This is a genomic window from Streptomyces sp. NPDC046931, from assembly GCF_040644655.1.
In the GTDB taxonomy this organism is placed as follows: Bacteria; Actinomycetota; Actinomycetes; order Streptomycetales; family Streptomycetaceae; genus Streptomyces.
The window spans coordinates 63855-74992 of record NZ_JBEYWX010000031.1 but is presented as its reverse complement, the minus strand read 5'-3'; the positions used below and the strand labels follow the sequence as shown (position 1 = coordinate 74992).

The 11138-nt window shown below is 71.3% G+C and carries 9 protein-coding genes and 4 pseudogenes; 5 read left to right on the top strand and 8 right to left on the bottom strand.

Annotation, left to right across the window (positions count from 1 at the left end; all coding sequences use genetic code 11):
• A pseudogene (locus tag ABZ876_RS34510) lies at window positions 1–220 on the top strand (amino acid transporter); the annotation flags it as partial.
• Window positions 221–276: 56 nt separating this feature from the next.
• On the opposite strand, the pseudogene ABZ876_RS34505 reads toward ABZ876_RS34510, so the two are convergent.
• Window positions 277–672 (bottom strand): annotated as a pseudogene (locus ABZ876_RS34505) (alpha/beta hydrolase fold domain-containing protein); the annotation flags it as partial.
• On the opposite strand from ABZ876_RS34505, the pseudogene ABZ876_RS34500 reads away from it, so the two are divergent.
• Window positions 673–963, top strand: a pseudogene (locus tag ABZ876_RS34500) (MarR family transcriptional regulator); the annotation flags it as partial.
• Window positions 964–1011: 48 nt separating this feature from the next.
• Window positions 1012–2016: an LLM class flavin-dependent oxidoreductase gene (locus ABZ876_RS34495; protein ID WP_361789204.1), complete on the top strand. Its 1005-nt coding sequence runs from the start codon at window positions 1012–1014 to the stop codon at window positions 2014–2016.
• Between the two features lie 52 nt (window positions 2017–2068).
• Here ABZ876_RS34495 and ABZ876_RS34490 read toward each other — a convergent pair whose 3' ends face one another.
• Window positions 2069–2542 carry a nuclear transport factor 2 family protein gene (locus ABZ876_RS34490; protein ID WP_361789202.1) on the bottom strand — a complete coding sequence of 158 codons (474 nt, stop codon included), beginning with the start codon at window positions 2540–2542 and terminating at the stop codon, window positions 2069–2071.
• Between the two features lie 217 nt (window positions 2543–2759).
• Here ABZ876_RS34490 and ABZ876_RS34485 point away from each other — a divergent pair.
• Window positions 2760–3022, top strand: a pseudogene (locus ABZ876_RS34485) (alpha/beta hydrolase); the annotation flags it as partial.
• 75 nt (window positions 3023–3097) lie between these two features.
• Here ABZ876_RS34485 and ABZ876_RS34480 read toward each other — a convergent pair.
• From ABZ876_RS34480 to ABZ876_RS34455, 6 genes are all read right to left on the bottom strand, one after another.
• Window positions 3098–4597, bottom strand: a complete 1500-nt coding sequence (locus tag ABZ876_RS34480; RefSeq protein WP_361789200.1) for a metallophosphoesterase — start codon at window positions 4595–4597, stop codon at window positions 3098–3100.
• Between the two features lie 47 nt (window positions 4598–4644).
• Entirely contained in the window at window positions 4645–5460 is an 816-nt protein-coding gene (locus tag ABZ876_RS34475) for a lysophospholipid acyltransferase family protein (protein ID WP_361789211.1), read from the bottom strand.
• A 173-nt stretch (window positions 5461–5633) separates the two neighbouring features.
• Window positions 5634–6404: a GNAT family N-acyltransferase gene (locus ABZ876_RS34470; protein ID WP_361789198.1), complete on the bottom strand. Its 771-nt coding sequence runs from the start codon at window positions 6402–6404 to the stop codon at window positions 5634–5636.
• A 329-nt stretch (window positions 6405–6733) separates the two neighbouring features.
• Window positions 6734–7483, bottom strand: a complete 750-nt coding sequence (locus ABZ876_RS34465) for a succinate dehydrogenase/fumarate reductase iron-sulfur subunit (protein ID WP_361789196.1) — start codon at window positions 7481–7483, stop codon at window positions 6734–6736.
• Window positions 7480–9438 (bottom strand): fumarate reductase/succinate dehydrogenase flavoprotein subunit, encoded by a 1959-nt coding sequence (locus ABZ876_RS34460; RefSeq protein ID WP_361789194.1) that lies wholly within the window; start codon window positions 9436–9438, stop codon window positions 7480–7482. Before ABZ876_RS34460 ends, ABZ876_RS34465 begins: the two co-directional genes overlap by 4 nt.
• 1 nt (window position 9439) lies before the next feature.
• Complete coding sequence (locus tag ABZ876_RS34455; protein ID WP_361789209.1) at window positions 9440–10111, bottom strand: succinate dehydrogenase; 672 nt, start codon at window positions 10109–10111, stop codon at window positions 9440–9442.
• Between the two features lie 120 nt (window positions 10112–10231).
• Here ABZ876_RS34455 and ABZ876_RS34450 point away from each other — a divergent pair, with 120 nt between their 5' ends.
• On the top strand, window positions 10232–11116 hold the full coding sequence (locus ABZ876_RS34450) for a LysR substrate-binding domain-containing protein (RefSeq protein ID WP_361789192.1): 885 nt from the start codon (window positions 10232–10234) through the stop codon (window positions 11114–11116).
• Window positions 11117–11138 lie beyond the last annotated feature (22 nt).

The following is an 11138-nucleotide window of genomic DNA, read 5'->3' as shown; positions in this document are numbered from 1 at the left end:
GTCCTCCATCCCCAACGCCCTCGCCGCCCTGCTGCTCCACGTCCGCGACACCACGGGCTGCCTTCCGCACATCTACTTCGAGTGGACCGAGGGCAGCCCGTTCGCCAACTTCCTGCGGTTCTTCCTCTTCGGCCAGGGCGAGGTGGCCCCGGTGACCCGGGAGGTGCTGCGCGAGGCGGAGCCGGACCGGAAGCGGCGACCGCGGGTTCACGTCGGCTGAACCGGACGTGCGCCGACGGAGCCGGCCCACCGCACTCAGGCGGTGCAGAGTGCCGTGCGCAGGGCGTCGAGCATCACGAAGTCGTGGATGATGCCCTGGTAGCGGACGGCGGTGACCGGGACGCCGGCCTGGCGCAGCTTGCCCGCGTAGGCCTCGCCCTCGTCAGGGAGCACATCGGCCTCGGCGGTGACGACCGGGGCCGGGGGCAGCCCGCGCAGTTGCCCGGTGGTGGCACGCAGCGGGGAGGCGGTGATCCGGGCGCGCTCGTCCTCGTCGGTCGTGTACTGGTCCCAGAACCACTGCATGGCGTCGCGGCGCAGGAAGTAGCCCTCGGCGAACTGATCGTAGGAGCCGGTGTCGAAGGCCGCGTCGGTGACCGGGCAGAACAGGACCTGCTGCACCAGCGGGACGTCGCCGCGTTCCTTGGCCATGAGGGTGAGGCCGGCGGTCATGAGCAGGACTCCATTTCCGTGCGCGACCTGGGTCAGGCCCTTCAGCTCGAGTCCAGCGCCCTCTCGCCTCTGCTCAAGCGCCTGGAGTCGAACGGCCTGGTCAGGCGCGAGCGACGCCCGGAGGACGAGCGCTCCGTCGCCATCCGCCTGAGCGATGCCGGGGCCCGACTGCGGGACCGGGCACGCACGGTCCCGCTCGCCATCGGCGACGCCATGGGCCTGGCCCCCGAGCAGGCGGCCCAGGCCGGACAGCTCCCGCGCCTGCTCACCGCGAACGTGTCCGACAGCTGAGGCGGCGAAAGCCGGGAATCACCCGCCCGGCTGGGCGTTGAAGCCCTTGTGAACCCCGTGACCGCAGAACCCCGTTTCTCCGTACTCGACCGTTCGCGCACCCGCGAGGGTCACGACGGGACCGAGGCGCTGCGGGACACCGTGCGACTGGCCCAGGAGGTCGAAGGGCTCGGGTACCACCGGTTCTGGGTCTCGGAGCACCACGGTGTGCCCGGCGTCGCCGGATCCGCGCCGACCGTGCTGGCCGCGGCCGTCGCGGCGGCCACCCGGGCCATCCGGGTGGGGACGGGCGGCGTGATGCTGCCCAATCACCGGCCGCTGGTCGTCGCCGAGCAGTTCGGCGTGCTGGAGGCCCTCTTCCCCGGCCGGATCGACATGGGGCTCGGCCGTTCCGTCGGCTTCACCGACGGGGTGCGCAAGGCACTGGGCCGCGACAAGGACGACGCCGGCGACTTCGCCGGCCAACTCGCCGAGCTCCTGGGATGGTTCCGCGGCACCTCCCCCACCGGAGCCCATGCGCGTCCATCCGAGGGTTTGACCGTGCCGCCGTTCGTGCTGGCCCTGGGCGAGGGCGCGACGATCGCCGCACAGGCCGGACTGCCCATGGTCATCGGGGACCTGCGGAACCGGGAGAAGATGCTCCGGGGGATCGAGCGCTACCGGGAGACGTTCCGGCCCTCCCCCTGGGCGAGCGAGCCGTATGTCGTCGTCTCCGGCACGATCGCGGTCGCCGCCACACCCGAGGACGCCCGCCGTATCCTCCTCCCGGAGGCCTGGTCGATGGCGTATGCGCGAACCCACGGCACGTTCCCGCCCCTGCCGCCCGCCGAGCATGTGGAGTCCCTCGCGATGAGCGCCAAGGAGCGCGGCTTCTACGAGGCGGGGCTCGCCGGCCATATCGCCGGCACCGAGGAGCAGGTCGCCCAGGAACTGGAGAACCTGCTCGAGGAGACAGGGGCGCAGGAGGTGCTGGTCACGACGAGCAGCTACGACCGCACTGCGCTCGTGGACTCCTACCGGAGACTGGCCCGGGTCGCCGGACTGGGCGCCTGAGCCGCGACTCCCCCAGCGGCTCGCCGGGCGGCGACAGCCGGCCGACAGGCGGTCACAGGCCCAGGTCGCCGAGGCCCGGGTGGCCGTCGGGCCGTCGTCCGAGCGGCCAGTGGTACAGACGCTCCGACTCCTTGATGGGCAGGTCGTTGATGCACGCGTAACGCTTGCGCATCAGGCCGTTGTCGTCGAACTCCCAGTTCTCGTTGCCGTAGGAGCGGAACCAGTTCTCCGAGTCGTCGTGGCATTCGTAGGCGAAGCGCACGGCGATGCGGTTGCCCTCGAAGGCCCACAGCTCCTTGATGAGGCGGTACTCCAGTTCTCGCCGCCATTTGCGGGTGAGGAAGGCGACGATCTCGTCGCGGCCGTTGACGAACTCCGCGCGGTTTCGCCAGCGGGAGTCGACCGTGTAGGCGAGGGCGACCTTCTCGGGATCGCGGGAGTTCCAGCCGTCCTCCGCCTGCCGCACCTTCTCGACGGCGGTCTCCCGGGTGAAGGGCGGAAGGGGAGGGCGCGGTGCGTCTGTCAATTCGTCTCCATCGAATGAGGGCATCCAGCGACCCCCGCCTGAGAACGATCGTTCTCCACTGATGCAACCGTACGAGCGTGATCGTTCTCCCGCAAGGACAGGGGCCGGGCGCGCCTCGGACCCTGGAGTGATCGGCTCCTTGATTCGATCGCGCCCGATCCAATCGTGCACGATTCGATCGCGTGGTCTACTTACGGGGCGTCGCACGGGCGCCACGGCGGACCTCATGGCCGCCACCCAGCGCCCCATCGCCGCCTCCGCCCTCGACGAGAAGGCCACCAGCGAGGCCTGGAAGACGATCCCCTCCTGGGACCTCATCACCACCCAGGACAAGAACATCCCGGTCGCCGCCCAGCGCTTCATGGCGAAGCGCGCCCACTCCCACAGTGTCGAGACCAAGGCCTCCCACGCCGTGTCAGTCTCCCGCCCGGCGCCGTGACCAAGCTGGTGGAAGAGGCGTCCGCGGCGACCGTGCGCTGAACCCCCGAGCCACGCTCGCGCCGGACCGTGACGAACGAGGCCCCCTTCGTGGGGGCCTCTCCCCGTCTACGGGGCTCACACCAGAGGAATGGTCACCTCGTCCTCGACGGGCGGGTCGAGCTCCTGGTGCAGGTTGCCGGTCGCCGCGAAGCAGCGCAGCAGGACCGCCTCGGGGCTGACGTCCAGGCGCAGGAAGTTCTTGAAGAACGGGGGGCTGTAGGTGGCCGAACTCGGGCTGAACAGACGGGTGTAGACCTTGCGTACGGGCAGCCGGAACCGGGAGGTGCGGTCGGGACGTCCCCCGGCGCCCAGCACAGAGGCCACGAGCCGGGTGCGCAGGGTGACCCGGGCGGGTGCGCCCGGGGCGCGGGTCGCGGGAACGCCGAGGCGCTCGGCCACGACGGCGGTCGCCTCCGCCTCGGAGAGCGTGAAGAAGCGCCGCAGCCGCAGCCTGCGCCCGTAGAGCCTGCTGTAGAAGGCGAGGGAGTCGCCGCGCAGCGGGTAACAGCGGAAGTCCCGTTCGGTGACGTTCGCCACCGACACGCGCGGGATGGTGTGGGTGGCGTGCATGAAGGCTCCGCCACCGCCGGAGACCACGTACTGGATGGTGCGGCCGTCCACGTCCACCGGATAGCGCTGGTAGTTGTGGATGTCGCCGCCTATCGCCGCGACATAGTGATGGTCCGGATCGCGGACGACGTCGTCGACCGTGCCGCCGCCCTCGATGGGACACGGGTGGTGCTCGCCGTCCACGTAGAGCGGGGAACCGGTGATGAGGATCTTGGGACGGGATCCTCGCGAGACCTCCCGCAGCCATCTGCCCTGTTCGGCGTCGATGGTGCCCAGCAGGCCGCTGTCGATACCGACGATGCGGACGGGTCCGGCGTCGATCGCCCAGTACGGGCCGGGCTGGAGGGCCTGCTGAGCGGGGGCAGAGCGCAACTGCCGCGCCTCGGCGAGGCGTTGCTCGTCCAAAGTGCCCGGCCGGTGCCACAGCAGGGAACGCAGCCAGGCCCGGCTCGGCGGGCGGGGCGCGGGCTCCGGCGCCGGCGGCTCCGCGTCGCAGAAGACGCGCATGAACCCGTGCAGGTCCTCGTACCAGTCGTGGTTGCCGGGTACGGCGTAGACTGGGGCCTGATAGCCCTGGTAGGGGCGGAAGAACTTGGTGCCGTAGTCGGCGGTGGCCCCGACCGGATAGATGACGTCGCTGGCCACCACGGTGAAGCGCGTCTCCTGACCCACCTTCAGGAGACCGGGTACGACGGCGTACTGGGGGTCGTCGCCCTCACCGGTGTCTCCGATGACCATGAAGGAGAAGCGGTCCGGGTCGTCCCGCCGGATCACCTTGTCGGCGGGTGCGCCCGCCGCCTCCCGCCGCTCCACCCAGCGAGCGCGGGTACGTCCGGTGGGATCGCCGAGCCAGGAGGCGAGCACGCCGTTGCGGGCGGCCCAGAGGGTCCTGGGGTCGAGCCAGGAGAGCTTCTCGACCTGACGCGGCATCAACTCGTGGTATCCGCCGCGTTCCGCGGCTCCCCAGCCGGCACCCTCGGCCGTTTCGCGTGAAGATTCGGGCACCGGAGCACCGTAGCAATGGTGCGGCCGGCGCAGCGAGGAGGCTGCGGTCACGGGCGGTGTGCGGGTCCGTCCTCCGGGAGCTCCAGGGCCCGCTGGGCGTCCAGGGCGAGATCGCGTCGGTCGGTCCCGGCGCCCGGTACGAGAACCGGCGCGACCCGGACCTCCGCGACGAGTCGGCGCGCCGACAGGACCCGCCACAGTGACGACAGCAGGGAGTCACTCCCCACGAACGCGGGCGCGGTGCTGGCCGTGCCACCCTCGTCCCGGTAGTGGAGCCGCACCGGCTGGACGGGGACATCCGCGTCCAGCGCCGCCTGGAAGGCCGCCCGCCGGAAGTGTCCCTGCGCACGGCCGCACCATGTGCTGCCCTCGGGGAAGACCACGACCGCGGACCCGGCGCGCAGGCCGTCCGCGATCTTGGCGACCGTGTCGGGCAGCGCCCGCAGCCGGTCGCGGTCGATGAACAGGGCGCCGCTGCGCGCGGTCAGCGCACCGGCCAGCGGCCACTGCCTGACTTCGATCTTGGCGAGCATCCGGCCGGGGCGGACGGCGGCGAGCAGCGGGATGTCGAGCCAGGAGATGTGGTTGGCGACCATCAGCAGGCCGCCGTGGGAGGGGGCGGCACCGCTGGTCCGTACCCGGACGCCGGCGGCGCGCACCACCGTCCGGCACCAGGCCCTGATGATCCGCTCGCGGGACGGGACGGGAAGCCGGCACACGACCGGGGAGAGGACGGTCCCGGTGACGACCAGGGCCAGCAGGGCCGCGAGCCGCAGTACGGCGCGCGGTGCGGCGGCCGCCGGCGCCGTGGCATCCACGCAGGAGCGCGGGGAGCAGGGGGCGCTGGGCAGCCAGGCACTCACCGCCGCGACGGCGGGGGACGTGCCGTCGCCGTGCCGCTGCCGGGGCGCCGCCACGGCGGCCGGAACAGCCGCCGTGCTCGCACCGGGGCTCGCGGGCGCCTCGACGCCGCGCCGTGGGCGGAGGGTCGGCCCGGGACGGAAGACGGTTCGCGCAGCGGTCCTGGGCATGGTCGTCACGCCGGGACGAGCGAGAGGAAGTGCCGCAGATAGCGCGGGTTGACCCGGCGCATCGACAGCAGGACGTAGAGGTCGGCGACGCCGAAGTCCGGGTCGTGCGCGGGCTCACCGCAGACCCAGGCGCCGAGACGGAGGTAGCCGCGCAGCAGCGGGGGCAGCTCGGTGTGCCCGGCCGGGGCCGGGATGTCCGCGCGCCAGGGCAACAGCGGCCGTACGCGGTACTCCTCGGGCGCCATGTGCTTGGCCTTGACACGCTCCCAGGTGCCCGCGGCGAGCGCACCGCCGTCGGCGAGCGGCAGGGAACAGCAGCCGGCCAGCCACTCGTGGCCGCCGTCGATCATGTAGCGTGCTATCCCCGCCCAGATCAGTCCGATGACCGTGCCGTCGCGGTGGTCGGGGTGGACGCAGGAGCGGCCGACCTCGACCAGGCCGGAGCGGATTCCGTCCAGCGGGCCGAGGTCGAACTCGCCCTCCGAGTACAGCCGCCCGGCGATCGCGGCCCGCTCGGGCGGCAGCAGCCGGTAGGTGCCCACGGGCTGGCCGGTCACCGTGTCACGGACGAGCAGGTGGTCGCAGTACGCGTCGAAGGCGTCGACGTCGAGGCCCGGCTGCGGGGTGGACAGGAGGGCGCCCATCTCCCCGGCGAAGACGTCGTGGCGCAGCCGCTGGGCGTCCCGGACATCGGCCTCGTCACGGGCGAGGGTGACGGTGTAGCGGGTCGGTGCCACGGGCGGTGGGGGGCTGACGAGGGCGGAAACGCCGGTCATGGCTCTCTCCTGGTCACGGGCCGGTTCGGCGGCGCGGAGGCAGACCGACGACTGTGCGGTCTGTGCGCTCCTGTTCTTCCGATGCCGGTTGGCCCGCACGTGACCGCTGCCAGGAGGGCGGATGTGGGAATGTTGAATGCCAGGGGTGGCAGGTGACGCCGGGCGGCGGGCTCGGCCGGGCATTCGGCGCGCGAGGGCTTGGCGGGACCGGGGTTGAGCACCACGCCCGGTCCCGCCCGTCCGCACCTGCCGGCGAACGTGCACGGCCGGCGCCGCCCGTCCCAGGCGGCGCCGGCCTGTCCTTGTGTGGGCCCCCAGCGGCGAGACGCTTAGCGGCGGGCCGCCTTGCGGGTCGCGCGCAGCCACTCCTTGTTCATGCTGGTGATGGAGACCAGCGGGATGCCCTTCGGGCAGGCGGTGGCGCACTCCCCGGTGAGGGTGCAGCCGCCGAAGCCCTCCTCGTCCATCTGCGCCACCATGTTCAGCACCCGGGTCTCGCGCTCGGGCGCACCCTGGGGCAGCACGTTGAGGTGGTTGATCTTCGCCGAGGTGAACAGCATGGCCGCGCCGTTCGGGCAGGCCGCCACGCAGGCTCCGCAGCCGATGCACTCGGCGTGCTCGAACGCGGAGTCGGCGTCCGTCTTGGGGACGGGTGTGGCGTGGGCCTCGGGCGCCGAGCCCGTCGGGGCCGTGATGTAACCGCCGGCCTGGATGATCCGGTCGAACGCCGCGCGGTCGACCACGAGGTCCTTGATCACCGGGAAGGCCGAGGCCCGCCACGGCTCGATGTCGATCGTGTCGCCGTCCCGGAAGGACCGCATGTGCAGCTGGCAGGTGGTGGTGCGTTCCGGGCCGTGCGCGTCGCCGTTGATGACGAGCGAGCACGCGCCGCAGATGCCCTCGCGGCAGTCGTGGTCGAAGGCGACCGGGTCCTCGCCCTTGAGGATGAGTTCCTCGTTGAGGGTGTCCAGCATCTCCAGGAAGGACATGTCGGGCGAGACTCCGTCCACCTCGTAGGTGGACATGGCGCCTTCGGCGTCGGCGTTCTTCTGCCGCCAGACGCGCAGGGTGAGCTTCATGCGTAGCTCCGCTGGGTGGGGTGGACGTACTCGAAGACCAGGTCTTCCCTGTGCAGGGTGGGAGCCTCGCCGGTGCCGGTGAACTCCCAGGCGGCCGCGTAGGCGAACTCGTCGTCCTTGCGGGCGGCCTCCCCGTCCGGGGTCTGTGACTCCTCGCGGAAGTGGCCGCCGCAGGACTCGGTGCGGTGCAGCGCGTCGAGGCACATCAGCTCGGCGAGCTCCAGGTAGTCGACGACGCGGTTGGCCTTCTCCAGCGACTGGTTGAACTCCTCGCCGACGCCGGGCACCTTGATCCGCCGCCAGAACTCCTCGCGGATCTGCGGTATGCGCTCCAGCGCCTTGCGCAGCCCGCTGTCGGTGCGGGCCATGCCGCAGAACTCCCACATGAGCTCGCCGACCTCGCGGTGGAAGGAGTCGGGGGTACGGTCGCCGTCCACGGACAGCAGCAGGTCGAGCCGGTCCTCGGTCTCGGCCAGCACCTCCTGGACGGCGGGGTGGTCGGTGGTCACCGGGTCCTGGTGCGGGTTGCGCGCCAGGTAGTCGTTGATCGTGGCCGGCAGCACGAAGTATCCGTCGGCCAGGCCCTGCATCAGCGCGGAGGCGCCGAGCCGGTTGGCACCGTGGTCGGAGAAGTTGGCCTCACCGATCGCGAACAGGCCGGGGACGGTGGTCTGGAGGTCGTAGTCGACCCACAGACCGCCCATCGTGTAATGCACGGCGGGGTAGATCCGCATCGGCACCTCGTAGGGGTTCTCCGCGGTGATCCGCTCGTACATCTCGAAGAGGTTGCCGTACTTCTCCCCGACCTTCTCGCGGCCCATGCGCTTGATCGCGTCCGCGAAGTCCAGGTAGACGCCCTGACCGCCGGGGCCGACGCCGCGGCCCTCGTCGCAGACGTTCTTCGCGGCGCGGGAGGCGATGTCCCGCGGGACCAGGTTGCCGAAGGAGGGGTAGATGCGCTCCAAATAGTAGTCGCGCTCGTCCTCGGGAATCTCGTTCGGCGGGCGGTTGTCGCCCTTGGCCTTCGGCACCCAGATCCGGCCGTCGTTGCGCAGCGACTCGCTCATCAGGGTGAGCTTGGACTGGTGGTCGCCGGTGCGCGGAATGCAGGTCGGGTGGATCTGCGTGAAGCAGGGGTTGGCGAAGTAGGCGCCGCGCCGGTGCGCCCGCCAGATGGCGGTCGCGTTGGAGTTCATGGCGTTGGTCGACAGATAGAAGACGTTGCCGTAGCCGCCGGAGGCGAGGACGACGGCGTCCGCGAAGTACGTGTCGATCTTCCCGGTGATCAGGTCGCGGGCGACGATGCCGCGGGCCCGTCCGTCGACGACGATCAGGTCGAGCATCTCGGTGCGCGGGTGCATCTCCACGTTGCCGGCGGCGATCTGCCGGGAGAGCGCCTGGTAGGCGCCGAGGAGCAGCTGCTGGCCCGTCTGGCCGCGGGCGTAGAAGGTGCGGGAGACCTGGACGCCGCCGAAGGAGCGGGTGTCGAGCAGGCCGCCGTACTCGCGGGCGAACGGCACGCCCTGCGCCACGCACTGGTCGATGATCTCGACGGAGATCTGGGCGAGGCGGTGGACATTGGACTCGCGGGCCCGGAAGTCGCCGCCCTTGACGGTGTCGTAGAACAGGCGGTGAATCGAGTCGCCGTCGTTGCGGTAGTTCTTCGCGGCGTTGATGCCGCCCTGGGCGGCGATGGAGTGGGCACGGCGCGGGGAGTCCTGGTAGCAGAACTGGACGACGTGGTAGCCCTGTTCGGCAAGCGTGGCGCCCGCGGAACCGCCCGCCAGACCGGTGCCGACGACGATGACCCTGTGCTTGCGGCGGTTGGCGGGGTTGACCAGCTTGGCCTCGAAGCGGCGGGTGTCCCAGCGCTCGCTGACCGGGCCACTGGGCGCCTTGGTGTCGGCGACGGGTTCGCCGGTGGCGTAGTCGGTGTATTCGGCGGAAGCAGTCATATCAGCTCACCACTCCGGTCATGACGCCCACGGGTACGGCTATGAAACCGGCCGTGAGCAGCAGCGCAAGGACATTGGCGACGGTCTTGAGGGCGCGGTCGCGGGTGCGGCTGCCGACGCCGAGGGTCTGGGCGGCGCTCCAGAAGCCGTGCCGGATGTGCAGGCCGAGGGCCAGCATCGCGACGATGTAGACGACGTTGCCGTACCAGGTGGAGAAGGTGTCCACGACGTTCTGGTACGGGTGGCCCTCCTGGAAGCCGCCGGAGTGGACGGTGCCGGTGGTCAGGTCGAGGAGATGCCAGACGATGAAGAGGCCGAGGATGATCCCGCCCCAGCGCATGGTGCGGGTCGCGTAGCTCGCCCGCGGCTTGCCGTGCACGTACTTCTTCGGGCGCGCCCTGATGTCCCGGCGGCTGAGCTGGTACGCGGAGACGGCGTGGGCGACCACGGCGACGACCAGCACGACGCGGATCAGCCAGAGCGTCCACTCGTAGTGCATGAACGGTTCGCCGACGGTACGCAGCCAGTGCGCGTAGTGGTTGAACTCGCCGGCCCCGAAGTAGATCTTCAGGTTCCCGATCATGTGGGCGACCAGGTACAGCAGCATGATCAGGCCGCTGACCGCCATCACTGTCTTCTTGCCGACGGTCGAGTCCCACACGGTGCGCGCCATGGACGGCCGTCGGTCCGTCCGCGTTGCCAGAGCCATGGCTCAGAACGCTAGGGCCGAAGGTCCCCATCGGTCCAAGACATGGACCGGCTCGTTTCGATAGGCGGGTCCTATCCTTGCTGTATGCAGTTCCAGCAGCTCCAGTACTTCGTGGCGGTCGCCGAGACCCGGCACTTCACCCGGGCCGCCGATCTGGTCCATGTCGCGCAGCCGTCGCTGTCGCAGCAGATCAAGGCGCTGGAGCGGGAGCTGGGGGCAGACCTGTTCCTGCGGGCACGGGGGAACATCACGCTCACCGACGCGGGGGAGGCGCTGCTGCCGCTGGCCCGGCGGATCCTCGCCGACGCGGACACGGCCCGGCACGAGGTGCAGGAGCTGGTGCAGCTGCGCCGTGGCCGGGTGCGGCTGGGAGCGACACCGAGCCTGTGCACGGGCCTGCTGCCGGACGTGCTGCGCGCCTTCCACGACCGCTATCCCGGCATCCGGCTGCTGATCGAGGAGGGGGGCTCGCACGACCTCGTACGGGAGCTGGCGCGGGGGGCGCTCGACCTGGCCCTGGTGGTACTCCCGCTGCCCACCCCCTCCCCCGCGCTGACCACCGTGGAGCTGCTGCGCGAGGACCTGGTGGTGGTGTCCTCACCCGACGCCCCGAGGCCCGGCGGCGGCCGCCGCACGGTCCGTGTCGCGGACCTCGAGGGCGAGCGCCTGGTCATGTTCCGGCACGGCTACGACCTGCGGGAACTGACCGTCACGGCGTGCCGCGCCGCGGGCTTCGAGCCGGACTTCGCGGTGGAGGGCGGCGAGATGGACGCGGTGCTGGGCTTCGTACGGGCCGGGCTCGGGGTGGCGGTCGTACCGCGCATGGTGGCCACGCGGTCCGGGCGCGGGCTGCGGGTCACCCCGCTGGCCCCGCCCGGACTCCACCGTACGATCGCGCTGGCCCACCGCAGCGATGTGGCACCGCCACGGGCGGCGAGGGAGCTTCAGCGGATGCTGCTGGAGCGCTGAGGGGGCCGCCCGCCGGCCGTGC

Coding starts and splice junctions, on each gene's coding strand:
- ABZ876_RS34470 (WP_361789198.1), bottom strand. CDS start 6,404: ATGACCGGCGTTTCCGCCCTCGTCAGCCCCCCACCGCCCGTGGCACCG.
- ABZ876_RS34465 (WP_361789196.1), bottom strand. CDS start 7,483: ATGAAGCTCACCCTGCGCGTCTGGCGGCAGAAGAACGCCGACGCCGAA.
- ABZ876_RS34460 (WP_361789194.1), bottom strand. CDS start 9,438: ATGACTGCTTCCGCCGAATACACCGACTACGCCACCGGCGAACCCGTC.
- ABZ876_RS34455 (WP_361789209.1), bottom strand. CDS start 10,111: ATGGCGCGCACCGTGTGGGACTCGACCGTCGGCAAGAAGACAGTGATG.
- ABZ876_RS34450 (WP_361789192.1), top strand. CDS start 10,232: ATGCAGTTCCAGCAGCTCCAGTACTTCGTGGCGGTCGCCGAGACCCGG.